The sequence below is a fragment of the Acinetobacter bouvetii genome (assembly GCF_902753875.1).
In the GTDB taxonomy this organism is placed as follows: Bacteria; Pseudomonadota; Gammaproteobacteria; order Pseudomonadales; family Moraxellaceae; genus Acinetobacter; species Acinetobacter bouvetii_A.
In genome coordinates this window covers 86681-110960 of record NZ_CADDTS010000007.1, presented here as the reverse complement: position 1 = coordinate 110960, position 24280 = coordinate 86681, and the positions used below count along the sequence as shown (strand labels likewise).

The 24280-nt window shown below is 39.8% G+C and carries 22 protein-coding genes; 4 read left to right on the top strand and 18 right to left on the bottom strand.

The window, feature by feature from the left end; genetic code table 11:
• Positions 1 to 21 precede the first annotated feature (21 nt).
• The 17 genes from hisS to FB6_RS02280 form a co-directional block, all read right to left on the bottom strand.
• A complete protein-coding gene (hisS, locus tag FB6_RS02360; RefSeq protein WP_174558465.1) occupies positions 22 to 1317 on the bottom strand; it encodes a histidine--tRNA ligase in 1296 nt (431 codons plus the stop codon).
• A gap of 3 nt (positions 1318 to 1320) precedes the next feature.
• Positions 1321 to 2442, bottom strand: a complete 1122-nt coding sequence (gene ispG / locus FB6_RS02355; RefSeq protein ID WP_174558464.1) for a flavodoxin-dependent (E)-4-hydroxy-3-methylbut-2-enyl-diphosphate synthase — start codon at positions 2440 to 2442, stop codon at positions 1321 to 1323.
• 24 nt (positions 2443 to 2466) lie between these two features.
• Positions 2467 to 3258 carry a helix-turn-helix domain-containing protein gene (locus FB6_RS02350; protein WP_174558463.1) on the bottom strand — a complete coding sequence of 264 codons (792 nt, stop codon included), beginning with the start codon at positions 3256 to 3258 and terminating at the stop codon, positions 2467 to 2469.
• Entirely contained in the window at positions 3249 to 4010 is a 762-nt protein-coding gene (gene pilW, locus FB6_RS02345; protein WP_174558462.1) for a type IV pilus biogenesis/stability protein PilW, read from the bottom strand. Before pilW ends, FB6_RS02350 begins: the two co-directional genes overlap by 10 nt.
• 60 nt (positions 4011 to 4070) lie before the next feature.
• The gene (gene rlmN, locus FB6_RS02340) at positions 4071 to 5306 is read right to left on the bottom strand and encodes a 23S rRNA (adenine(2503)-C(2))-methyltransferase RlmN (protein ID WP_174558461.1); all 1236 of its coding nucleotides are present in this window, start codon (positions 5304 to 5306) and stop codon (positions 4071 to 4073) included.
• 123 nt (positions 5307 to 5429) lie between these two features.
• On the bottom strand, positions 5430 to 5861 hold the full coding sequence (gene ndk / locus FB6_RS02335; protein ID WP_086179247.1) for a nucleoside-diphosphate kinase: 432 nt from the start codon (positions 5859 to 5861) through the stop codon (positions 5430 to 5432).
• A 110-nt stretch (positions 5862 to 5971) separates the two neighbouring features.
• On the bottom strand, positions 5972 to 6172 hold the full coding sequence (gene iscX / locus FB6_RS02330; RefSeq protein WP_174558460.1) for a Fe-S cluster assembly protein IscX: 201 nt from the start codon (positions 6170 to 6172) through the stop codon (positions 5972 to 5974).
• Positions 6173 to 6261: 89 nt separating this feature from the next.
• Positions 6262 to 6813 carry a phosphatase PAP2 family protein gene (locus FB6_RS02325; protein WP_174558459.1) on the bottom strand — a complete coding sequence of 184 codons (552 nt, stop codon included), beginning with the start codon at positions 6811 to 6813 and terminating at the stop codon, positions 6262 to 6264.
• A gap of 31 nt (positions 6814 to 6844) precedes the next feature.
• Complete coding sequence (locus tag FB6_RS02320) at positions 6845 to 8128, bottom strand: glycosyltransferase family 4 protein (protein WP_174558458.1); 1284 nt, start codon at positions 8126 to 8128, stop codon at positions 6845 to 6847.
• Between the two features lie 199 nt (positions 8129 to 8327).
• Positions 8328 to 8741 carry a hypothetical protein gene (locus FB6_RS02315; RefSeq protein ID WP_174558457.1) on the bottom strand — a complete coding sequence of 138 codons (414 nt, stop codon included), beginning with the start codon at positions 8739 to 8741 and terminating at the stop codon, positions 8328 to 8330.
• 11 nt (positions 8742 to 8752) lie between these two features.
• A complete protein-coding gene (locus FB6_RS02310; protein WP_174558456.1) occupies positions 8753 to 11077 on the bottom strand; it encodes a fimbria/pilus outer membrane usher protein in 2325 nt (774 codons plus the stop codon).
• Between the two features lie 6 nt (positions 11078 to 11083).
• Entirely contained in the window at positions 11084 to 11794 is a 711-nt protein-coding gene (locus FB6_RS02305; protein ID WP_174558455.1) for a fimbrial biogenesis chaperone, read from the bottom strand.
• 101 nt (positions 11795 to 11895) lie between these two features.
• Positions 11896 to 12399 (bottom strand): hypothetical protein, encoded by a 504-nt coding sequence (locus tag FB6_RS02300; protein WP_174558454.1) that lies wholly within the window; start codon positions 12397 to 12399, stop codon positions 11896 to 11898.
• A gap of 799 nt (positions 12400 to 13198) precedes the next feature.
• Positions 13199 to 14026 (bottom strand): XAC2610-related protein, encoded by an 828-nt coding sequence (locus FB6_RS02295; protein WP_174558453.1) that lies wholly within the window; start codon positions 14024 to 14026, stop codon positions 13199 to 13201.
• A gap of 669 nt (positions 14027 to 14695) precedes the next feature.
• Entirely contained in the window at positions 14696 to 15712 is a 1017-nt protein-coding gene (ilvC, locus tag FB6_RS02290; RefSeq protein ID WP_174558452.1) for a ketol-acid reductoisomerase, read from the bottom strand.
• Positions 15713 to 15810: 98 nt separating this feature from the next.
• On the bottom strand, positions 15811 to 16302 hold the full coding sequence (gene ilvN / locus FB6_RS02285; protein ID WP_086173954.1) for an acetolactate synthase small subunit: 492 nt from the start codon (positions 16300 to 16302) through the stop codon (positions 15811 to 15813).
• A complete protein-coding gene (locus FB6_RS02280; RefSeq protein ID WP_174558451.1) occupies positions 16299 to 18026 on the bottom strand; it encodes an acetolactate synthase 3 large subunit in 1728 nt (575 codons plus the stop codon). The genes ilvN and FB6_RS02280 overlap by 4 nt, the downstream gene beginning before the upstream one ends.
• A 780-nt stretch (positions 18027 to 18806) precedes the next feature.
• Here FB6_RS02280 and FB6_RS02275 point away from each other — a divergent pair.
• From FB6_RS02275 to holA, 4 genes are all read left to right on the top strand, one after another.
• A complete protein-coding gene (locus FB6_RS02275; protein ID WP_174558450.1) occupies positions 18807 to 19145 on the top strand; it encodes a DUF4124 domain-containing protein in 339 nt (112 codons plus the stop codon).
• A 142-nt stretch (positions 19146 to 19287) separates the two neighbouring features.
• Complete coding sequence (gene leuS / locus FB6_RS02270; RefSeq protein ID WP_174558449.1) at positions 19288 to 21909, top strand: leucine--tRNA ligase; 2622 nt, start codon at positions 19288 to 19290, stop codon at positions 21907 to 21909.
• Positions 21910 to 22146: 237 nt separating this feature from the next.
• Positions 22147 to 22683 carry an LPS-assembly lipoprotein LptE gene (locus tag FB6_RS02265; RefSeq protein ID WP_174558448.1) on the top strand — a complete coding sequence of 179 codons (537 nt, stop codon included), beginning with the start codon at positions 22147 to 22149 and terminating at the stop codon, positions 22681 to 22683.
• A gap of 15 nt (positions 22684 to 22698) precedes the next feature.
• Positions 22699 to 23697: a DNA polymerase III subunit delta gene (gene holA / locus FB6_RS02260; RefSeq protein WP_174558447.1), complete on the top strand. Its 999-nt coding sequence runs from the start codon at positions 22699 to 22701 to the stop codon at positions 23695 to 23697.
• Here the strand turns inward: holA and FB6_RS02255 are convergent.
• Positions 23694 to 24143, bottom strand: coding sequence for a bacteriohemerythrin (locus tag FB6_RS02255; protein WP_174558446.1), 450 nt, complete (start codon positions 24141 to 24143; stop codon positions 23694 to 23696). The genes holA and FB6_RS02255 overlap by 4 nt on opposite strands.
• Positions 24144 to 24280: the final 137 nt, after the last annotated feature.

Sequence of the window (24280 nt, the reverse complement as noted above, 5' to 3'; positions counted from 1 at the left end):
CTTTTCCTTATGTTTTTCGGTTTATTTTGAAGAAAATTTTTCGATGATAAATGGCAAAAAATCCGCCACCACGATTTCAGTCTGTTCAGCCGTTGCCAACTCTTTCACTGAAATTTGCTGTGCTTCCGACTCACGCTGACCAAAGATTAAAGCGTACACTGCACCGGCCTGATCGGCTTTTTTCATCTGAGATTTCATTGAGCCTTGTGAACCCACTTTCAGACGAATTGTGCTATTTGTCGCTTCAAGCTGGTCACGTATCTGCTCGGCAAGTACCAAAGCGTGGCCTTGAGTTGCAGGGTCTGAAACCAGAAAAATTTCACAGTCACGTACAGGTGTGTTGTCTTCAACCTGTTCAAGTAGAAGTAATAAACGCTCCATACCCATGGCGAAACCTACAGCCGGTACAGATTGATCAGCCTTACCTTTGAGCTGACCCACAAGACCGTCATAACGGCCACCGGCACACACTGTCCCCTGTGAACCCAAATGTGTGGTGGTCCATTCAAATACGGTTTTGTTGTAGTAGTCCAGACCGCGTACCAATTTCTGGTTAATTACAAAACTCACACCCGCATCAGTCAGATACTGCTGCAATTGTGCAAAGTGGGCCAAAGTTTCCTCACCCATAAAGTCGTGAAGTTTAGGCGCATTTTCCAGAATCGACTGGGTCTTCGCATCTTTAGAATCCAAGATACGCAGTGGATTAGTAGTCAAACGACGCTGTGAATCTTCATCTAAATCTGCTTTATGGGATTCCAAAAATTCAACCAAAGCCGCACGGTAAGATGCGCGCTCATCCGCTTCACCCAAAGTATTCAGTTCGAGCTGAACCTTGTTTGCCACACCCATACGTTTCCACAAACGAGCTGTCATCAGAATCAGTTCAGCATCCTGATCCGGTGTTGCCACACCAAAGGTTTCCACACCAAACTGATGGAACTGGCGATAACGACCTTTTTGTGGTTTTTCATAACGGAACATTGGACCGATATACCACACACGCGGAGTCGCACCACGCAGCAAGTTATGCTCTAGCATGGCACGCACACAGCCTGCAGTTCCTTCCGGACGTAAAGTCAAAGACTCTGGCGGATTACCTTTATCTAAAAAGGTATACATTTCCTTTTCAACGATATCTGTTGCATCACCAATTGAGCGCTTGAACAGATTTGTTTGCTCAACCATCGGCAAACGAATTTGTTGATAACCATAAGCATCCATTAATGATGCTAAATGTTGTTCAAGACGTCTCCACGCAGAAGTTTGCGTTGGAAGAATGTCATTAAAACCTTTAATTGCGACAATTGAACTCATGATCTACTCAGAAAAACTTGTGCGAATAATCTCTTTTGCTTTAGCGTCTTCAATATCGCTAACACGTTGACGAACCATCGCTTCGATTTCATCAACCAACTGATTTGTATCAATTAAATGGCTCTTTTCACCATTACGATACACCAGTGAACGTGGACTTGCACCTACCACACCAATATCGGCTTCTTTGGCTTCACCCGGGCCATTCACTTTACAGCCAATCACGGATACATCCATCGGTACGCGAACATCTTCAAGACGCTCTTCCAATGTTTGCATCACTTTAATCACATTAAATTCTTGGCGTGAACAGCTTGGGCAGGCAATAAAGTTAATGCCGTTAGAACGAAGTCCCAATGATTTTAAAATATCAAAACCAATTTTCACTTCTTCTTCAGGTTCAGCCGCCAGTGAAATACGCATGGTATCGCCAATGCCTTCCATCAGCAAACCGCCTAAAGCAATCGCCGATTTCACTGAACCGGTACGATAGACACCAGCTTCAGTCACACCTAAATGTAATGGATTATCAATTTGTTGAGACAGCAAACGATATGCATCCATGGTCAAAAATACATTGGATGCCTTAACCGAGACTTTAAATTCATGGAAATTTAAACGGTCTAGAATATCAATATGACGCATGGCAGATTCAAGCAGCGCCTGACCTGTCGGCTCACCATATTTCTTTTGAATATCTTTTTCCAGTGAACCGGCATTGACCCCAATACGCATCGAAATGTCATTGTGCTTCGCTGCAGCAACCACTTCACGTATTTTCGCTTCCGAACCAATATTGCCCGGGTTAATACGCAAACAGTCTGCGCCCAAGTCTGCAACACGCAAGGCAATTTTATAGTCGAAGTGAATATCGGCAACCAACGGCACCTGTACACGTTTACGGATTTCACCAAATGCTTCAGCAGCTTCCATACTCGGTACGGAAACGCGCATGATGTCCGCACCCACATCCACACAACGCTGAATCTGTGCAACAGTAGCTTCCACATCACAGGTTTCAGTATTGGTCATACTTTGGATGCTGATTGGGGCATCACCCCCTACATACACAGAACCGACACGAATTTTACGAGTGGGACGGCGCTTAATCGGATTTTCAATCATTGATATCGCTCTATTCTTTACCCATTAACGTGACAAACGGAAATCTGCTTTTCCGTTGACGGTATAAGATGACAATGCAATCTTCTCATTATTCAATGTTAATGTGACAGCAGATGCATCATCCAAACGGATTTGGAACGGCGTTTCACCATTCAATTTCAACGACGATGCCTGACGGCCTGTTGCCAGTACTTTACCAGTTGAATCAACAATATGCACAGAAGTTGGATGACTAAACTCAAGCTCAAGCTGATCACCTGTTACTGCCGTAGTATTATCCATATTCAGGACTTGTACATCAGATTCAGCCGGAGCAATGTCCTGACCATGATTTGCTGTATTGGATGTCCAATTTTGGACTGCCATAACAGCAGCAGCAAGGACGACCAGTACCACCAAAGCAATCAGAATTCGTTTCAGCAATTTTTTGTTGCGGTCACTATTAGAACCTGGGAGTTTACCCATGATTTTAATCGGTGAATTATTTAAGGCATGATTTGGCAACAACCCTGTATCATTTTGATAAATATCATCAAAACGCTGGATAATAGATGTCGCATCGACCTTTAAATATTTTGCGTAGCTCCGATAGTAACCCTTAATGAAGGTTGCTTCAGGCAAGGTCTTATAATCATCTTGTTCTAATGCAGTCAAAGTTTTCACAGGCATGTTCAAATCTTTGGCAACATCATTTAATTCACGCTTTTGTGCAATTCGAATTTGACGTAAGTACTCGCCTGGACGCTGAACATTTCCTAATGCATTGGGTACTACGCTTGAACCATTCGATTGCGGTGAATTAGGATTTACTTCCATACGGCCTCAGTACTGTACTGTAATTGCAGATAACGTTGGTATTCTGGACTCTCTGGGAAAAGTGCACGCAACTGATTGACCAGTACCTGTGTTCCCATTGTGTCACTGTTTGCACGCGCAATTCGGATACCAATCCAGAGTGCACGCGCACCTTGATTCTTTTGACCGACATTACGCACAAACTGTTCATACAATTGTGTCGCCTCTGCGGTCTGCTGTCTTACATAAAAAATTTCAGACAACTCTAACATTGAAATATAAGAGTCACGATTCGCTTGCAAGGCTTGTTTGAATGATTTTTCAGCATTCGCACTATCACCCAGCTTTAAATAAATTCGTCCTGCATTTTCCAATGCTTTGTAACGTTGCTCATAACCCAAAGTAGCGCCAGCCACCTTGAGCTGTTCAAGCGCATCATTATAGCGCTCAATTTGATACAAATAAGTACCGTAGTTGTTACGCGCTTGTGCATTTTTCGGATCTGCAGAGATAGCACGTTTGAAATAGGAGTCCGCTTTATCCAGACTGATTTTACTGCCCTCTTGTTGCAATAAAACACCCATCATCATATTTGCCGTTGAATCTCTCGAATCAACATCAAGCGCCTGATCCAAAGTACGTTTTGCCGCATCCAGATCGCCCGATTTAATATATTCTGCCGCCAATTGAGTGCGAACTTTAACTGCCTTTTCAGGATCTTTCTTACCCAATGCATCGGGTGTCTGACACGCAGTAAGTAAAATAGCAGACATACAAATGGTTGTAATAAAAGCTAATTTATACGTGGGCTTTCTCAATTGGCGTCCCCTTTTTTATCCTTGAGTGCGCAGAATCTCATTTTGCTGCGCAACTTTCTTTTTCCACTGTTCCGCACGGCGGGTGCGGTCAGCAACTTGTCCGACCAGTTGTCCACACGCAGCATCAATATCATCACCACGTGTCTGACGAATCGTACACACAAATCCGGCATCAGACAAAGTTTTTTGGAAAGAAATAATGCGGTTACGGCTTGAGCGACCGTATGGCGCATGCGGGAAAGGATTAAACGGAATCAAATTAATTTTGCTAGGTAAGTTTTTAAGCAACTTGATCATTTGCTGTGCATGTTCAGGATGGTCATTTACGCCATCCAGCATCACATATTCAATGGTGACATGCTTACGTGAACTTTCATTGCCATCTTTGGCAATATAACGCTGGCAGGCTGCAATCAGCTGTTCTAAAGGATATTTTTTATTGATCGGTACCAGCTCATTGCGCAGCTCATCATTTGGCGCATGCAGAGAGATCGCCAAAGCCACATCAATATCTTGTGCCAATTGGTCAATCTTTGGCACCACGCCTGAAGTGGATAAAGTCACGCGACGTTTTGACATACCGTATGCGAAGTCATCCAGCATGATGCGCATAGAGTTCAGTACAGCATCATAGTTCAGTAATGGCTCACCCATACCCATCATCACCACATTGGTCACTGAACGTTCACGTTCAGCAACAGGCACATCTTCCATATATGAGAAGTTCGCCATCCACAGCTGACCAATGATTTCCGCTTGACTCAAGTCACGCTGAAAGCCCTGTTTACCAGTCGAACAGAATGAACAGTCAAGAGCACAGCCCACTTGCGAAGAAATGCACAAGGTCTTACGCGCGCCGGTTTTGTCTTCAGCAGGAATCAGTACAGTTTCAACCAAGGAGCCATCACCGTCTCCCACACGGAATACCCATTTACGGGTACCATCTTTGGAATAGTTTTTATGCACCACTTCGGGGGCTTTAATTTCACAAATCTTTTCTAATTTTTCACGCAGTTTGCCAGAAATATTGGTCATTTCAGCAAAATCGGTCACGAAAAATTGGTGAATCCATTTCATCACCTGCCCTGCACGGAATTTCTTCTCACCCATGTCTTCGAAGAATTTTTCCATTTGCGGACGTGACATGCCGAGTAAATTCACTTTCTCCACAGCATTTTGCTGCGCAGGAGCGGATGGAGATTGCTGCTGTTCAGCCGAAACCGCAGAGACAGCGACTACTTCAGTACTCATGTGTAATTACCTAAACCATGTCTAAAGATGAAAGGAGAAGCTCAATAAACGAGCAAAGTTTTATTCAGGGAATAAAAAAACCAGATAAGCATGATAACACTTATCTGGCTTGAATACTTCGAATTAACGAGTACGCGGAGCAATCTCAGTTTGAGCGAAGAAGTAGTTAACTTCACGATCAGCAGATGCTACAGAGTCAGAACCGTGAGCAGCATTTTCGTCGATGCTTACAGCGAAGTCAGCGCGGATTGTACCTGGAGCAGCTTCTTTAGGGTTAGTCGCGCCAAGGATGTCACGGTGAGCAAGAACTGCGTTTTCGCCTTCAAGAACTGAAACAACTACTGGACCAGAAGTCATGAATGCAACTAGGTCACCAAAGAAACCGCGTTCTTTGTGCTCAGCGTAGAAGCCTTCAGCTTCAGCTTGAGTCAAATGTTTCATTTTAGTTGCAACGATTTTAAGACCAGCTTTCTCGAAACGAGCAAAGATGTCGCCGATGTGGTTTTTAGCAACTGCATCTGGTTTAACGATAGATAAAGTACGTTCGATAGCCATGATTGGCTCCTTAGGTCAATTTAGACATGAAAATTTTGCCGCATTATACCGAATAATGTGTTGTTTTCAGCTTTTGATATGTAAAAAATTTGGATTTTTCGATATAGCGATTAACGGACTTCGTCAATCCAGGCCATTTGAATCCCTTCCAGCAAACCTTCAGTCGATTTGTTCGGATCATCACTAAAGTCCGGCAAAGCGCAAACCCAGGTATGTAAATCGGTAAAACGAATCCACTGCGGATCCACATCTGGATGCGCTTCAGAAAGCTCAATCGCGATATCAATGGTATCTGTCCAGCGTAAACCCATAGGTATTCCTAATCTTTTCAAAATTGTTGCTGTACTTTAGCAAATTTTATAAAAATCGCGTGAGTTTCCTGAGGCTTCTGCCGATATTTTTATAACATGATATTAAAAAAAGGGGCGCTCATAATAATTCCGCTCGCCACCACTACACCAATTAAAGCACCTACCAGCACATCACTAGGATAATGCAGACCCAGCACCATACGGGAAATTGCTACCAAAATAGTGAACGGCAACATCAGAATAAGCAGTACCGGCTGTATATAACCCATCACCGTACTGGCCATTACGGCATGCAAAGTATGACCGGACGGAAAACTAAAGTGGTCCAGCGGCGGCTCTTGCAGGCGAATCACCTGATGCACCTGATAAGGTCGTGGTCGTACCGTTTTATTTTTTAATAGCTTATAAATGGCGGTACCGACTGATCCGCCAATCAACAAATAGAGTAGCTGCACAATATAGAATAAACCTTCCAGCATCCACAAACTGGCCAACATAATTAGCCAAAACAAACCATTGCCAAAACGGCTGATCATTTTAAAAAAATAGGCTACAGCTTGTGAATGCGAAAAGTGATTCAGGTACAAACAGCCTCTTAAATCGAGATCCAACATCGTTATTTTTGCTTTTTTTAAATTCATGATGATGCTCCTTTAAACTTGTGCTTAAAATTCAGGATGTCATTTCCGTCTCCATTGCAACCCCATACAATGCTTGCTCAAACTGTTGTACGGGATGCTGCCAACCTATATGCTGTACAGCCTCTCGGGCTTGCAGCCCCATCTGTTTTAATTGCCGGTTATTCGGCAACTGATAAATGGACTGAATAAAACTTGTGGTATCTCCCAAGGCACTTAACCAACCTGTTTCACTGTTTTTGACATGCAAATGTGCACAGGCATAATCATAAGCAATCACTGGCAAACCACTCGCCATCGCTTCTAGAACTACATTACCAAAGGTCTCAACCTGACTTGCAAATACAAAAACATTGGCACTTGCATAGGCTTGGGCAAGCTTCAGACCAGACAGATTTCCTGTAAAGACCACATCCTGACCTTGGCTTAACATTTCCAAACGTCCACGTTCCGGACCATCACCCACAATGACTAGCTTGATGTCCTGTTGTATATTTTTCTTCATGGAGCGATAGGCTTTGATCAGCACATCAATTTCCTTTTCAGGAGATAACCGCCCGACATACAGCATCACCTTGGTTGTAGATGTCGCACCCCATTGTTGACGCAACGCATCTGAACAATGCTGTGGAGAAAAACGTGCAATATCCACGCCACGCCCTACCACCACCAAAGGACAACAAACACCAAACTGTCTCAAAATATATTCCGTATCTTTACTGGGAATACAGGTGAGTTGTGTGTTGTTGTGAAACCAACGTAAATAGCGTTGAATCGGCTTAATTAAAAAGGCTAAATCGAAATAGCGACTAAATTCTTGAAAAGGTGAATGGAAGCCGCTCGAAACTGGTATACCCTTTGTTTTAGCAGCTTGCAAAACACTGAGTCCCAACGGCCCTTCAGTAACAATATGCACTACATTTGGTGCAAACTTATCTAAAGCATTCGAGACTTTTAAAAATTGTGGCCAGCCAAATTGCAAGCTTGGATATTGAGGAATAGCTTGAGCTTTGACCAGGCACTCATGATTTGGCAAGAATTCATGGCACTTCTGCTTTTGCTCAGGTCTAATCAGTAATATTTTATGACCTTGCTGCTGCAACCCTTTACATAGTTGCAATAAAGACAGCGCTACACCATTAATTTCAGGTGACCAAGTTTCTGTCACTATGGCAATTTTTAATCGCGGACGGATTAAATCCTGAAGCGTAGCAATACCATCACAAATTCGATTTTGTTGATTATTTTTAAAATAAAATTGAAAACTTTCTGGAAAATTTTGTTGTTTTAACAGGCTGTGCGCATAAAAATTTGCCATACAACACCTATGTTGTTCATTTTAATTCAGCATAGATGTTGTTTCTTTCAGTTTGATGATTTTTAAGTGACCGTTTGTTGACACATACCATTCAAAACTAACCCAATATACAATTTGATCAGCCTAATTGTTGCGAAACACATGAATGAATGCTGTTCACCCTAACCTATCATTTACACCTTTCTGGCACATGATTCAGCTAAAACAATAAGCTTATAAATACCACATCTCTATAAGTCCCCACCGGGGTACGAATAGAAGGCTGCTCTTCTAGACGCACAGCAATAATATATTTACTGTCTTTTAATGCGCCAGACTGTGAAAGAGGCACATTCCACTGATTTCTGACTGGTCCAGAAATGTTCATTCTGGTTTTTAAGCGATATGGCCCATTCGATACATAGCTTGAACCGTCAGAACTGCTTAAATTTAAACTACTAAATTGAATAGAGTAAGCTTGATCACAAAAAACCCGAAAAGAAGTCGCAGATTGACTATGATAATAATTAGCCAAACGCATGACTGGTTCCGAGACCGAATCTAAAGAGCATTGCCCTGCATACATCAAAGTACTGTTCGCAGAGAGCAAAATGACCATCATTATTTTTTTCATTTTAATCACCTCTAGCGGCAGATCACATCTTTCACTGACGGTTCTGTAGCTTTGTTATTTAAGTTTGGAACTTCAAAAGTGGCATGACACATTTTTCCTTCTTCCATTTTGGCTAAAATACGGTATTGCCCCGGCTTTAAGCCATACAAATATATTTTTCCTTCTGCACCCACAGGGAAATATTGACTATCTTCGTCATTCAAATAAACCTCCGTTGCACGAGGTAATATTTGATTATCCTGATCCTTTAAACGCAAAATAACTTGCTGGGTGTGATAAACAGGGAAATTCAAAATATAGCCACGCTGATTTAAACCAATCATTCTTTTATTTGAATAATCAAAAGCATCTTCAATATCTAACTGGTTCTGATCAAAAGAAATATCATAAGGAACATAAGGAATAATATTATGAACAAACAAATAACCATTTTTATTGGTACTGCCTATTGGAGACAATGACCTTGCAACATCCACATGAGGCGAATCTTGCACCTGTACCAAGGCAAAAGCATTATCCACAGATTTGGTCATAGCGACCTTACCGCCCAACCAGACCAAGGCACCACGATAAATAACCTGATTATTATCATAATCATCAGAATGATCGATTTGGACTCTTAAATCGCCAACATTCGATTTCAACAAACCGTAGCCTTGATAGGACAAATCACCATTACGCTGATTAGCGCCTAACACATAATCAAATCCGGTTTGCTTAGTGCTCGCCTTAACAAATTGAACCCGTGTTTCGTTCTCAGTTGAATGAGATAAGTAGGCATTTTTATTATTACCAAAACTATAGTTAAATGATATATAACCACCTGAATTTTCATTTCCAGCAAATTCTTTAAAATAAGAAGTGGTAAAATATAAATTAGGCAACAGCGTTCTAGAAATACCGACAGTCAAAATACGGCTATCGGAAACATTAAAAATATTACCCGGATAATAAACACGCTCAATATAATTAATATTAAAGTTTTGAATAATCGGGATATCATATTTACTAAAATAAAATAAAACCTCATATTTAGGAATAGAAACGGCATCGCTATAACCTAAATTTTTATACTCCTGACTTGAATACTGCGCACTTAAACCTAAGTAAATTTTACTTGCGTTACGACTAATTGAACCACCAACAGAATAGCCGTTACCTGCATCACTATTACTGCCTGCCATATACGTATCTAATAATGCATATTTACTAATTGCTTGAGTCCACAGTAACCCTAAATTTTTAACATCTTCACTATAAGCAGCATTAAAGCCAAGTGTTGTAGAGTTTGTAATACCTCTACGGAAATATAAATTAGAAAAAAACTCACGATAATCATCATTCTGAATATCATAATTGTATCTAATTTTCCCTAAAGCAATATTATATTCATTGAGCTTAGGTTTGAGTAAAAGGTTATTAATGTAGACTGGAAAAGTCTGAACCGACCTATTCCCCAAAACATCCTCAACCACAACTTGTACATCACCAGATTGTTGAATCATTGACCCAGGTTGTAGATTGTAATCACCTGGCGTAACCTTTTGTTGTGATATACTGACACCATTAATATAGAGATCTACCGTGGAAGGTAATACTGCACTCCCTTTTAGCGTCGGCATATTCCAATAAATATAATCAGGTCTGTCTGTAAAATTTGTACCAAAACTTAAGCCAGCAAATCTAACCGAATTAATGAAGGGATTTGAAATAGTTGACGTATCACCCAGAGTTAATTGTTGATATTTTTCGGGAAAGTCCAAATTTAGTGTAGATTTTAAACGTACTACTTTTTCTGTTTCAATATCTCCTTGCTGCTCTGGAATATCGAGGCTACGCACTATCATTGCATTTTGAAACATCCAATAGTCTTTAAAAATCCCCAATTCGGTCAATGTATTAAATTCATCTTGCTTGGAAGTCTGGCCATAAAAAAAATCATAATTTAAAAAAGCACCCAAGGCAGCCTTATCAGGCATAATCAACTGTTCTTGTTGAAGGTTTTTTACATTAAAAAATTCTGCAGGCAAGGTAACTTTAACAGACTGTATACTTGCATCCATTTCTGCTTGTATAGGGTTTTGAGTTAACAAGCAAAAATCTTGTTTTAACATATGTTTGGGAAATAGTTCTTGCTTTAAATCTAACTGGTTTAAAGCCTGACATTCTATATATATTTTTTTATTTTCTTCAAATGTAAGTGCTTCAATATTTCGATCTATACCATTTAACCACACATTGCTAAAAACAACATTATTCCCATCTGCATTTGCATGCTGAACAGGAATCACCACGCTTAAAAAAATGCATGGTAAAAATAATATAATTTTTTGCATAATTCATCATCCCGATAAATTAAATTCCATTGGCAAATTATTTCTATCCGTTTCAATAATTAATTTATATTTATTTAAGTTCTCTATTTTAACCTCCCCAAAATCAAAATCTTTTTGTTGGTTTTTAAGTAGATATTTCATGTCATTACTGACTGCGATTTCTTTCTTATTATCATCAACCAGTGTTATTTTTTTAATTTGAACATGGGTATTAGTATCATTTTTTACATTTAATGTGAGTTGTTTTCCTTTAAAAACAGGCTGTATTGCCAATTTAATTTTATCTTGTTTACCCACAAATAATGGAAGAGAGATATTGAACAAAAAACTGACAGCATTCTGCTTTACAATAGGTGGGACTTCATTAAAAACAATGCGCCAAGTCTCTTCATTTTTATCCGATGTTGGTTGAACAAAACCTACTCGCACAATTTGTTTACTATTTGGTTGTAATACAAAGTTTTTAGGATTAATGATTACAGATGAATCAGGTTCTAAAACATCCTCACCTTTTGAATTTTGTGTCCACTTTACAGCAGAAACCTCAAAGATTTTTGGGGTCTCTATATCTCTATATTCCATTGTTACTGTTGCACTTCTTTGCTTTTTCGTGTCAGATATATACAGCTGAATTGGTGTAATTTTTAATCCTGCATATATCGTTTGCGCACAAACCAATGAAATAGACATAGCAAATATTGATAATAACTTTTGCATAGTTCACCCACATCTAAATGTACTTTTATTATTTTTAATTTTTCTATCTAAGAATAAGAAAGTTGGAATTACCCGAAGGTAAAACCAACTTGATTTTTTTATTAGAATGAAACTGCAATACGTAGTTCTTCTTTATATGTACCAACAGGTTTATTAATACCAACTTCACCCACTTTAGCGGTTACGTCATATTTTGTCCAGCCACCAAGAGTAAATGGTTGACCACCTGTAGTCGCATTTAGAGGAATAACTGTGCCACCACGTTTAGTGACAATTGAAACTGGAATTTCATTATTAGCAAATTTTAATTTCTCACCATTTGCAGTTGTTAAGTTGATTTTAAATAGAGCATTTGCGCCCACTTTAAAACTACCAGTTTTAGTATCACCACCAGCTTTATCTTGTAAAGTTAAGGTAGGTGTAGTCACATCAATATCGCAGTGTGGTTCAACGTTTAAAACAATATCAATTTTATCTTTACAATCTACACCACATCCTACTGGTGCACGCTCAGGAGTACGTTTATCATTTTCACCTGCATATACACCTGTTGCGCAAGCACCGAGTACAAATGCAGCTAATGCAGCTTGAGTCATTTTATTCATGATTTTCTCCATTTCTTTTTTTAAAAGAATATATTTTTTGTTTTTTTAACAATTACGTTTGTAACTCTTTTAATTATGAGTAAGGTTACGTAACCGTTGACTTATCTTATTATCATTAAGTAAAAAACTGGCAAAAATGTTATTATTCACAATATATTTTATAACGAACTAATTTTCCTAAAAAATACATACAGCGTATTGTTTTATAAGTATTTTCTTAAAACATAAAATGATACAATTTAAATTTGTTTCTATTTATGTCTCACATAAACATATAAAACCCTGCCAAAGCACCATTAAGAAAAAAATAAATAATTAATTTTAAATGTTTTTTAAGTAAAATATATACATTACACAACCACTAAAGAACATTACCTAATTTACAAAAAGTTTGTAAATTATTGCATATAATTTAATAAATAAGTGATTTCATCCTTAATTTAAATTTAGTTTTCAAACAACATCACATTTCTAAATTACCGAATAGCACAATTTAGAACTAAAAAATCAATTCAAAGCAAATAATTATAAAAAGAATCCCATATAAAAACCTATATGGGATTTTTTATTTAAAATATCACTGTTACTTTGATTGTGCTTTTCTATTTAAATATTACCAAAAATGTAAAAATCTTGTAATCAACATAGTTATGTATGTAATTTCAACCTATTACCTTTTCCATAAAATAATTAATATTATAAAACATTATAATTAATATAAATATTCACTCAAAAAAAATATCATTCAATATGATATAAAAAATTTAAATATAATTAAAAACCTTAATTAAATATGTTTTTAATTATTTATCACCTGATTAAGCAGCCCATTTTCAACTTGATAAACATTACCATTACCGAAATCAATTTGCTGCTTTTCTCCATGAATAGCTGGAAATCCAACAATATTTTCTAATTGGGGTGAGCGTTGAAATTGATTAGTTTTAGGGTTATACATCCAATAGATGAAGCGCTTATCTTCCACTTTTCGATCATTTGAAGTATCTGACAAGACCACATCATAGTATCCGTCAAAGTTAATATCCATATAACCAATACTTTTAGGATAGGCCGTAAATCCGGTCAAACTTTGCACCACTTGATTATTTGTTTTATTTAATACGTCCACTTTTTTAATGGCTTTTCCATAAGGTTGCTGATTACCCTCCAGACCATAAAAATTAAAGACAAATAATGGCTTTTCTTTTGCTTTAAATGCAGGTTCAAATTGAATCGGAAAATTTACAGGATAATTAACTGACCTGAAAGCTGATACCAATTCACCTGAATTTGCATTTAACTGACCATTTAATTGATATTGCTCTGATGACTTTTCATCGCCATTGATACTGACAGACTTGAGATCTATTTGATCCCCCTTCTGCAATCCTTTAAATGCGATAGCTTTCTGATCAACGAGATCATAAAGAGTACCATGAGGATTCCAGATACCTGCATATAAATCCAGAAAGTATCGCCCCTCTACTGAACGGAGCATACGCTGCATGGAAACACGCACATTGGTAAAAGGCTTTAAGTTATTATTATTCGTGCCCGGAACGGCTTCTGCAAAGCTTAAACCAGGAAAGAACAAGGCCGCCAGACAGATAAAAGTTCGAGTATTCATTGTACAAGCACGCTCAACAATAAAATAAATTATGTCTACTGTATCACAATTAAAATTACATCTAATCTACATCCAAGCACTGTGTTTTGTTGCGAATTGGTAATAGAGTGATCTTCATACAAAGTAGCAATGCTTGAAATAATGCCCCGCTTTTGCAAAATTCTTATAGTATCAAAATTTGTTCTTTTCTCCCTATAATCTTCTTCACTTGAATTTAATATCTAAACGAGTACAAGGCAGAGCTACATTCTCCTACCATAAAAAACTCTTACCAATCTAAGTGGACTTTTAGCACTCCAATAAATGATTCTAAAAATCTGCTCTCCTCCCTATCAACAACCCTGTTTACTTAAGTTCAAGGTATGAAAGGGTTTAAAGAACTGGTTTGAGCAACGCTCAAGTTACCTATACATAATTAAAAAACCCACTCAAAACTGAGTGGGTTTTAGCATCAAATCAATAGATTCGAGAAATTAGTTTTTCTTTTTATCAACGATTTTGTTTGCATGAATCCAAGGTACGAGAATAGATGAAAGTACTGCTTTCATCTATTTGAGGCACGAAACCTGAGTTCTTTTCTTTATCTACAATTTTTTTTGCTTGAATCCAAGGTACGAAAAAAAATGGGAAAGCACTGCTTTCCCATTTTTTAAGGCACGTAACGCGACCTTAGTTCTTTTCTTTGTCTACGATTTTGTTTGCTTGAATCCAAGGCATCATCGCACGCAGTTTACCGCCAGTCACTTCAATACCGTGCGCCGCGTTTTGACGACGACGAGCAGTCATAGATGGGTAGTTCAACGCACCTTCTTGGATGAACATCTTCGCATATTCACCAGATTGGATACGTTTCAACGCATTACGCATTGCTTCACGAGACTGTTCATTGATTACTTCAACGCCAGTTACGTATTCACCGTATTCAGCATTGTTCGATACCGAGTAGTTCATGTCCGCGATACCGCCTTCGAACATCAAATCTACGATCAATTTAAGTTCATGTAGACATTCGAAGTACGCCATTTCTGGAGCATAACCAGCTTCGACCAAAGTTTCGAAGCCCATTTTAACCAATTCAACAGCACCACCACAAAGAACTGCTTGCTCACCGAATAAGTCAGTTTCAGTTTCTTCACGGAATGAAGTTTCGATAATACCTGTACGGCCGCCACCTACGCCAGAAGCATAAGAAAGCGCTACGTTACGTGCGTTACCAGAAGCATCTTGGTGAATCGCAATTAAGTCAGGAACACCTGAACCACGTTGGAATTCAGAACGTACAGTGTGACCAGGTGCTTTAGGTGCAACCATGATTACGTCTAGGTCTTTACGTGGAACAACTTGGTTATAAAGAACAGAGAAACCGTGAGCAAAAGCTAAAGTCGCGCCTTCTTTAATGTTTGGCTCGATTACGTCGCGGTAAAGTTGAGCTTGGAACTCATCTGGAGTCAAGATCATTACCAAGTCAGCTTGAGCTACAGCAGCAGGCACTTCTGAAACTTTAAGACCAGCATTTTCAGCTTTTTTCCAAGAAGTAGAACCTGCACGTAAACCTACAGTTACGTCAACGCCAGAGTCTTTAAGGTTAAGCGCATGCGCGTGACCTTGTGAACCGTAACCAATAATCGCTACTTTTTTGCCTTGGATGATAGATAAGTCTGTGTCTTTATCGTAAAAAATTTGCATTGCTGTCTCCGCTTAAATGCTTTGTGTCCGTTTCGCTTAATTTTTAGATTAAGCTCCTCTCCATAAATACAGGAGAGGATGAATGAGGTATTAAAAAATTAAATTGTTAAAACTTTTTCGCCACGTGCGATACCAGATACACCTGAACGTACGACTTCAAGAATCGTATTTTCTGCCAACGCATCGATAAAACCGTCGAGCTTTTCAGTGGTACCGGCAATCTGGATGGTATAAGTCGTTGGTGTTACATCTACAATTTGTGCACGGAAAATGTCGGCAGTACGCTTGATTTCGGCACGTGCTGATCCCAGTGATTTCACCTTAATTAGCATCAATTCACGTTCGATGTGCGCACCTTCTGACAAATCAACCACTTTCACCACTTCAACCAGTTTATTGAGCTGTTTGGTGATTTGTTCAATTTTATGATCATCACCATAAGTGGTTAAAGTTAAACGTGACATGGTTGGATCTTCAGTTGGCGCAACGTTCAAAGTCTCAATGTTATAATTACGTTGAGAGAATAAACCTACCAAACGAGAAAGCGCGCCCGCTTCGTTTTCTACGAGAACAGAAATGATATGTCTCATTGAGTGCGCTCCCCTTTTCCTAACCACATATCTTGCATCGATTGGCCAGCTACCAGCATTGGATAAACATGCTCGGCACGGTCAACCATAACGTTAATAAATACGCATTTATCGTTAATTGCCATAGCTTCTTCAAGCTTGGATTCAAGTTCATCAGCATGATCAATCTGAATACCGACATGACCGTAAGCTTCCATCAACTTGGCAAAATCTGGCAATGATTCAACATAAGAGCTGGAGTGACGACCTTCGTAGTTCATATCCTGCCACTGTTTCACCATACCCAAGGCACGGTTATTCAAGCAGAGAATTTTCACATTTAAGCCATATTGCTTACATGTAGAAAGTTCTTGGATACACATCTGAATCGATGCTTCACCAGTGATACAGACCACTTGCTGATCCGGGAATGCCAATTTCGCTGCCATGGCATAAGGCAAGCCCACACCCATAGTACCCAGACCGCCAGAGTTGATCCATTGACGTGGACGAGTGTATTTGTAATACAACGCGCCAAACATCTGGTGCTGACCAACATCAGAAGTAATAATCGCCTGACTATTGGTGATTTTATCTAAAGCTGCAACAACTTGCTGTGGCTTCATTGTGCCATCAGTTGGTGCTACAACTTTTAAGCCGTGCGCTGTACGCCACTCATTAATTTGCTTCCACCATGCTGCAATATCGTCAGAATTTGGTTTCGAAACATTCATTTGTTTCAATTGAACCAACATCTCTTGAAGTACAGGCTCTACCGCACCCACAATTGGAATGTGTGCCATGATGGTTTTAGAAATGGTTGCCGGGTCAATATCAATATGAATAACCTTGGCATTTGGACAGAACTTCGCCGGATTATTGGTCACACGGTCATCAAAACGTGCACCTACACACAGGATCAAGTCTGCATTATGCATGCTCATGTTGGCTTCATAAGTACCGTGCATCCCGAGCATACCCAAAAATTGAGGATCGTTGCCCGGGAAAGCACCTAAGCCCATCAAGGTATTTGTTACAGGATAGCCCAACAAATGTGCCAGTTCAGTCAATAAAGCTGATGCATTACCTTGTATTACACCACCACCAGAGTAAATCACCGGACGTTTAGCCGTGATCAGTTCATCAATCGCTTTACGAATTTGACCTGAGTGACCACGATGTGGCGGCTGATACGAACGCATCTTCACTTTTTCAGGATATTCATAAGCGAATTTTTCTGCAGGATTGGTCGCATCTTTAGGAATATCAATAACTACAGGACCTGGACGACCAGAAGAGGCAATATAAAATGCTTTTTTAATGATCGCAGGAATTTCGCTGGCATGACGCACTTGGAAACTGTGCTTTACGATTGGACGAGAAATACCGACCATATCGGTTTCTTGGAACGCATCCTCACCGATGAGATGGCTTGCAACCTGACCAGACAAAATCACCATTGGGATTGAGTCCATATAAGCTGTTGCAATTGGTGTTACGGTATTGGTCGCACCCGGACCAGATGTGACGAGTACCACACCCGTCTTACCTGTTACGCGCGAATATGCATCTGCCATATGACCGGCAGCTTGTTCATGACGTACGAGGTAATGATTGATTTTGTCTTGTTGAAAGAGCGCATCGTAAATATGTAATACTGCGCCGCCTGGGTATCCAAAAACATGTTCAACGCCTTCGTCCGCCAATGCGCGAACGAGCATTTCACCACCAGATAAAAGTTCCAACGTGATTCACCCTAATCTTTTTTCACGCACAAATGGAGGGCATTTGTGGTGATTCATTCATTCACTGTGTGCTCTGTTATAGCACACAAATTTCATAGTTTTCATAGCAATAAGAAAAAAATCTGACCCGGTTGCCGTTTGAGCAATATGAGGTCAAAAACATGTTGGGATAAACATATTTTGTTGGCTTTGTTCAGCTTCTCGGCTAGAGAAGAAGTCCATTGCTAAAATGTACTTATTCGAAGGGTGATCGATCTAAGACATATAAAACTAAAGCAGCATTTTTGTAGTTTCGTGTATTAAAGTCAAGTTTAAAAACTGGCTTTTTATGGATTATTTTTGAATTGCCGACTTTTTATTTAGCTGTTTTTTATTTCATTGTTAAAAAAGAATACTCAAATAAATAAAAAGCTTTTTTATTTCAATTTATTACAAATTATTTTCATGAAAAATAAATATTCCATTCATAAAAAAAATGAATAATTTTTTTCCTTATGCAAATCTGTTTTTTATTAATAAAGAACGTTTATCTCTCCAGCCATCAAATTTATCTTTTATACATCAATCTGAAATATCTTCGAGCAAAACTATTTTCTGCATGAACAAATAGAGGTACAGATTTAAGTGATGTAGCCCAAAACAATCCTCTTATCTACATTTTGTAACAGCTCATCTATTTTTTCTGTAAATCTATCAATATTCTATAAAATAACCCGAAAATAGGATGTTAATTTTTATCTGCTATTACATCTTTGATCATGACTATAGGACGTATCTATCATGGCATCATCTTTTATTAAAATTGGATTTATGACTGCAAGTCTGATGTTGAGTTTAAGTTCAACCACAAGTTTTGCTAAAGAATACTATAAATGGGTCGATGCTAAAGGTTCTACGCACTACAGCACCACTCCTCCACCAAAATCTGCAAAAAAGAAAGGGAAAGTAGAGACTTATGGTGCTAGTCACTCATCTAGCAACATGACCCATGAAAACAATAGCGTAAAAGAACAACCAGCTCAAAATACAACGAGCCTAACCGGTGACAAAGCCACTGCAGTTCCGAATCAAAATAATCAAGGCAAACCTTCCACTTCAGCCACTCAACAAAAACTTTAGATATAAAGTCAATTTCACTGAGTTGGATTTATCAAAAACTTCGATATTTTCTGATTTATCCAGAGCGCAAAATTCACTTTTCAGTGCATTTTGCGCTATGCTGTGCGTTAAACTTTTTAACCGTTATTCCTAATTTACGTTTATGACTACTCACATTGACCCTGAATATCAAGCCAGTGCGATTGAACCAACAGTCCAACAAGACTGGGAAACTCGCAAAGCCTTTAAAGTTGCCGACACTGTAGAAGGTCCACGTCGTTATATCCTCTCGATGTTCCCTTACCCAAGCGGCAAACTGCACATGGGTCATGTGCGTAACTATACTATTGGTGACGTGATCAGCCGTTTCCACCGCCTCAAAGGTGAAACCGTGCTGCAACCGATGGGTTGGGATGCATTCGGCCTACCTGCTGAAAATGCTGCGATTGCCCACCAAGTTGCCCCTGCAAAATGGACCTTTGAAAACATCGATTACATGCGTAATCAGTTGAAAAAATTAGGTCTGTCTATTGACTGGGATCGTGAATTCGCAACCTGTACCCCTGAGTACTATCGTTGGGAACAATGGTTATTTGTTCAGCTTTATAAAAAAGGTCTGATCTACCGTAAGCTTTCAACCGTGAACTGGGATCCTGTTGACCAAACAGTTCTAGCCAACGAACAAGTTGAAAATGGTCGCGGCTGGCGTTCAGGTGCATTGGTAGAAAAACGTGATATTCCAATGTATTACTTCCGCATTACAGACTATGCACAAGAATTATTAGACGACCTAGAAACATTAAAAGATGGTTGGCCACAACAAGTCTTGACCATGCAGCGTAACTGGATTGGTCGCTCACAGGGGATGGACATTACCTTCCCTTCCGCAAATCCAGAAATCTATGCCGATGGTTTGACTGTATTTACGACTCGTGCCGATACCTTAATGGGTGTGACTTATGTTGCAGTTGCAGCAGAACATCCAATGGCGCTTAAAGCTGCAGAGAACAATCCTGAGCTTAAAGCTTTCATCGAAGAATGCCGTATGGGTTCAGTGGCAGAAGCAGATCTTGCTACTGCCGAGAAGAAAGGCATGGCAACAGGTCTTTCTGTAAAACACCCAGTTACAGGTGAAGAAGTTCCAGTTTGGATCGCCAACTACGTCTTGATGTCTTACGGTTCAGGTGCGGTGATGGCAGTGCCTTCACACGATGAACGTGACTTTGAATTTGCCAATAAATATGGCTTAACCATTAAGCAAGTGATTGATGCCAAAGGCGCAGATGATGCTGAGTTCTCTGCTACAGAATGGCAAGAATGGTACGGTTCGAAAGAAGGCAAACTGGTTAATTCAGGCGAATTTGACGGTTTAGACTTCCAAGGTGCGTATGATGCATTCCTTGCGAAATTAGAACCAACTGAACTTGCAAACTCGAAAGTACAATTCCGTCTACGTGATTGGGGTGTTTCCCGTCAACGTTATTGGGGTTGTCCAATTCCAATGATCAACTGTGAAAAATGTGGTCAAGTCACAGTTCCAGAAGATCAATTACCTGTTGTACTTCCAACGGATGTGGTTCCAGACGGTTCAGGTAATCCACTCAACAAAATGCCTGAGTTCTATCAAACCACTTGCCCATGTTGTGGTGGCGATGCACGTCGTGAAACCGATACGCTAGATACTTTCGTAGAATCATCTTGGTATTATGCGCGTTATGCATCTCCAGACTTTACGGATGGCATGGTGAAACCTGAAGCGGGTCAAACTTGGTTGCCTGTAAACCAATACATCGGTGGTGTTGAACACGCGATTCTTCACTTACTTTATGCGCGTTTCTTCCACAAATTGATGCGTGATGAAGGTGTGGTACAAGGCAACGAACCGTTCACCAACCTGTTAACTCAAGGTATGGTACTAGCAGATACTTACTATCGTGAGTCTGAATCAGGTAAGAAAACTTGGTTCAACCCTGCTGACATCGACCTAGAACGTGATGAAAAAGGTCGTATTCTTTCGGCTAAGTACCAAGGTGACGGTCAAGAAGTGACTGTTGGCGGTCAAGAGAAGATGTCGAAATCGAAAAATAACGGTATCGACCCGCAAGCGATTATTGATCAATACGGCGCAGATACAGCACGTGTCTTCATGATGTTCGCAGCTCCACCTGACCAATCTCTTGAATGGTCTGATGCAGGTGTTGAAGGTGCAAACCGCTTCTTGAAACGTGTATGGCGTCTGGCAACCGGTTTCCTTGAAAAAGGCAATGCGGCGACTGCAATTGATGCTGCAAAACTTTCAACTGCTGCTCAAGACCTGCGTCGTAAAACGCATGAAACCATCCAAAAAGTGGGTGATGATATTGAACGTCGTCATGCATTTAACACTGCCATTGCAGCATTGATGGAATTGTTGAATGCCAACAACAAGTTTGAAGCGAAAGATGACAATGACGTTGCTGTAGCACGTGAATCGATCACGACACTCCTGACTTTATTGGCTCCCTTTGCACCGCACTTAAGCCAAACATTATTGGCAGAGTTTGGTATCGAATTGACTCAAGCAGCATTCCCAAGCGTTGACGAATCTGCATTGACGCGTAATACGCAAACCATCGTGGTGCAGGTCAACGGTAAACTTCGCGGTAAATTAGAAGTATCTGTAGATGCATCTAAAGATGACATTCTTGCACAAGCCAAAGCATTGCCTGAAGTTCAACAATTCTTGACGGGTCCAACCAAGAAAGAAATTGTAGTGCCGAATAAATTAGTGAACTTGGTGGTTTAATCCTTATAGCTCCTTCTCCCTCTGGGAGAAGGTTGGGATGAGGGTAATTAACCTCTCCCTAGCCCTCTCCTACAAGGAGAGGGAAAATCCCTTCTCCCATAGGGAGAAGGTTAGGATGAGGGGCACAAAAGGATTTCACAATTCCCAAACAAAGCCCGTTGTCAATCAACGGGCTTTGACTTTACAATCCAAATCAGAATTTCAAATTTTCCCCTTGGGGACAGTAGAGGACAACGCATGCATTTGGGCAAACGTTTAGCAGCAATTGTTTTAACTTGTGGTCTAGGTGCAGGCTTAGTCGGCTGCGGCTTTCATTTAAAAGGCACCAGCCCGATGACCGCGCCAGTAGCTTATTCTAAAATGAAACTGGTATTACCAGATAATACTGATGAATTACATGAAAAACTGGCAATTTATTTAGGTGCAACTGGCATTCAACTCAGTAATAGTCCAGATGCCTATGTGTTACATGTATTGGATTACACCCCACAGCGTCATGAATTGAACGGTAAACTGGTTGAAACTTTATTGCGTTTAAGCGTGACTTTCCGGATTGATGATGCGCAAGGGAATCCTGTTACAGAACCTCGCACCATTACTGCTTCACGTAGCTATCAATATGATGTTGCAACCGTAAATACCGATGATCAGGAACAAAAGTATCTCAAACAGGTGATTGTTGATGATGTTGCACAGCAAATTGTGCGTCAGATTTCATCGAATCGCTTACCTAAAGTTGTGACTCAACCTGCCGCATCAACAACACAACCTTAGTATAGACTGGAAGCTATGAAACTTGACTATACCCAAGCTTTTAAACGTGTTGATGAAGCTCGCGGCGCTTGGATTATGTATGGTCAGGAACCGCTGCTTGAACAAAATTTACTGGATGCATTTCGTCAAAGTTGGCAAAAACAGGAAATTGAGCGTCAGCGTTATGACATTAGTAATGTCAGTGACTGGAAAAATGTATTTAATGCCTTAAACAGCTTATCGCTTTTTTCCAATCAGCTGGCTATTGAGGTGCATGGCAACATCAAGCCCGATGCAAATGGCATTAAGCAGCTCAAAAGCTATATTCAGCATAATGAACAAAACCTTCTCCTGGTGGTTATGCCCAAACAGGATGGCAGCAGCTTAAAATCCAGTTTCTTTCAGGTGATAGATGCAAACGGCGTTACTGTTCCGCTTGCCGCAAATTATCCGCAAGATCGACAACGTATTTTAAGCATAGAAGCAGACAAGCTGGGGATTAAACTGGCAAATGATGCATGGGCCTGGCTGGAACAACATCATGAGCATAATCTGCTCGCTGCCAAAAACAGTTTAATGCGCGTCAGTGATACTTTTGCCGATGTTGAAATCATTCAGATTGAGCATTTGTATTCCTGTCTGCAAGACCAATCGCGCTATACCACTTATGATTTAAATGATGCCCTGCTTGCCGGAAATCTGGCTCAGGCAATGAAAATTTTCCAATACCTGACTGCTTCAGGCGAACCCATGAGCCTAATTCTATGGAGCATCAGCAAAGAAATGCGTCTGCTGATGCAACTGTTTGAACAGCCTCAAAATGCCTTGCAATTGGGAATCTGGAAAAATAAAGTCAGTGCATATCAGCAAGCGCTAAGACGACTCAATCCAAACGATTTCCTCAGTTGGCCTGCCATCTTGCTCAGGATTGATGCCTCCATCAAGGGTTTGGGCAATGAAAATCCTGAACATTTAATCATGCAAGCCATTGCAAGCATGTGCGGTAAAAGCTTATTCACGTCATCTATAGTTTAGCTGAAAAACCGTGAAAACCAGCTTTTCCCTTTTTTCTGTTCCTGTGAACGTAAATAGTGCAGCATATTATCACGCACGGCATCTACATAATCTTGATCATCATGCTGAATATGATTAATCAGCCACTTTGACAGTAATCGATATAAATCATTTTCTACCGATTCTCCCCGATCAAATTTTTGACGATACTCGTTCAACCGCTTAACGAACAGTTCATGTATGCCTCTATGTGAAGGTAAATACTGATAGTGAACTTGCTCAAGTAAATTTTCTTCGAAGCTAAAATGTGATTGAGTATAATCAATCAAATCTTCTAAAACCTCTCTGATTTTGTCTCGCCCCCCAGTCGCCCGAATCTTCTCTAGCGCATTAATATAATCCAGAATTTGACGATGTTGTTTATCAATCACCTCGATTCCAATATTATAACTTTCGTTCCATTCCATCTGTCCCAGCTCCTGCATTTTTCATATTAAAGTCATGATTTATTTTTAAAAATCAATTTACATAGCACTATTTTTATTAATCCCATAAAAAAAATATGGGATTTAATGTTACAAACTTTTTTTATTTAAATCTATAG

Excerpts from the sequence above, each read along its gene's own strand:
- hisS (WP_174558465.1), bottom strand. The coding sequence starts at position 1,317 with ATGAGTTCAATTGTCGCAATTAAAGGTTTTAATGACATTCTTCCAACG.
- ispG (WP_174558464.1), bottom strand. The coding sequence starts at position 2,442 with ATGATTGAAAATCCGATTAAGCGCCGTCCCACTCGTAAAATTCGTGTC.
- FB6_RS02350 (WP_174558463.1), bottom strand. The coding sequence starts at position 3,258 with ATGGAAGTAAATCCTAATTCACCGCAATCGAATGGTTCAAGCGTAGTA.
- pilW (WP_174558462.1), bottom strand. The coding sequence starts at position 4,010 with ATGTCTGCTATTTTACTTACTGCGTGTCAGACACCCGATGCATTGGGT.
- rlmN (WP_174558461.1), bottom strand. The coding sequence starts at position 5,306 with ATGAGTACTGAAGTAGTCGCTGTCTCTGCGGTTTCGGCTGAACAGCAG.
- ndk (WP_086179247.1), bottom strand. The coding sequence starts at position 5,861 with ATGGCTATCGAACGTACTTTATCTATCGTTAAACCAGATGCAGTTGCT.
- iscX (WP_174558460.1), bottom strand. The coding sequence starts at position 6,172 with ATGGGTTTACGCTGGACAGATACCATTGATATCGCGATTGAGCTTTCT.
- FB6_RS02325 (WP_174558459.1), bottom strand. The coding sequence starts at position 6,813 with ATGAATTTAAAAAAAGCAAAAATAACGATGTTGGATCTCGATTTAAGA.
- FB6_RS02320 (WP_174558458.1), bottom strand. The coding sequence starts at position 8,128 with ATGGCAAATTTTTATGCGCACAGCCTGTTAAAACAACAAAATTTTCCA.
- FB6_RS02315 (WP_174558457.1), bottom strand. The coding sequence starts at position 8,741 with ATGAAAAAAATAATGATGGTCATTTTGCTCTCTGCGAACAGTACTTTG.
- FB6_RS02310 (WP_174558456.1), bottom strand. The coding sequence starts at position 11,077 with ATGCAAAAAATTATATTATTTTTACCATGCATTTTTTTAAGCGTGGTG.
- FB6_RS02305 (WP_174558455.1), bottom strand. The coding sequence starts at position 11,794 with ATGCAAAAGTTATTATCAATATTTGCTATGTCTATTTCATTGGTTTGT.
- FB6_RS02300 (WP_174558454.1), bottom strand. The coding sequence starts at position 12,399 with ATGAATAAAATGACTCAAGCTGCATTAGCTGCATTTGTACTCGGTGCT.
- FB6_RS02295 (WP_174558453.1), bottom strand. The coding sequence starts at position 14,026 with ATGAATACTCGAACTTTTATCTGTCTGGCGGCCTTGTTCTTTCCTGGT.
- ilvC (WP_174558452.1), bottom strand. The coding sequence starts at position 15,712 with ATGCAAATTTTTTACGATAAAGACACAGACTTATCTATCATCCAAGGC.
- ilvN (WP_086173954.1), bottom strand. The coding sequence starts at position 16,302 with ATGAGACATATCATTTCTGTTCTCGTAGAAAACGAAGCGGGCGCGCTT.
- FB6_RS02275 (WP_174558450.1), top strand. The coding sequence starts at position 18,807 with ATGGCATCATCTTTTATTAAAATTGGATTTATGACTGCAAGTCTGATG.
- leuS (WP_174558449.1), top strand. The coding sequence starts at position 19,288 with ATGACTACTCACATTGACCCTGAATATCAAGCCAGTGCGATTGAACCA.
- FB6_RS02265 (WP_174558448.1), top strand. The coding sequence starts at position 22,147 with ATGCATTTGGGCAAACGTTTAGCAGCAATTGTTTTAACTTGTGGTCTA.
- holA (WP_174558447.1), top strand. The coding sequence starts at position 22,699 with ATGAAACTTGACTATACCCAAGCTTTTAAACGTGTTGATGAAGCTCGC.
- FB6_RS02255 (WP_174558446.1), bottom strand. The coding sequence starts at position 24,143 with ATGGAATGGAACGAAAGTTATAATATTGGAATCGAGGTGATTGATAAA.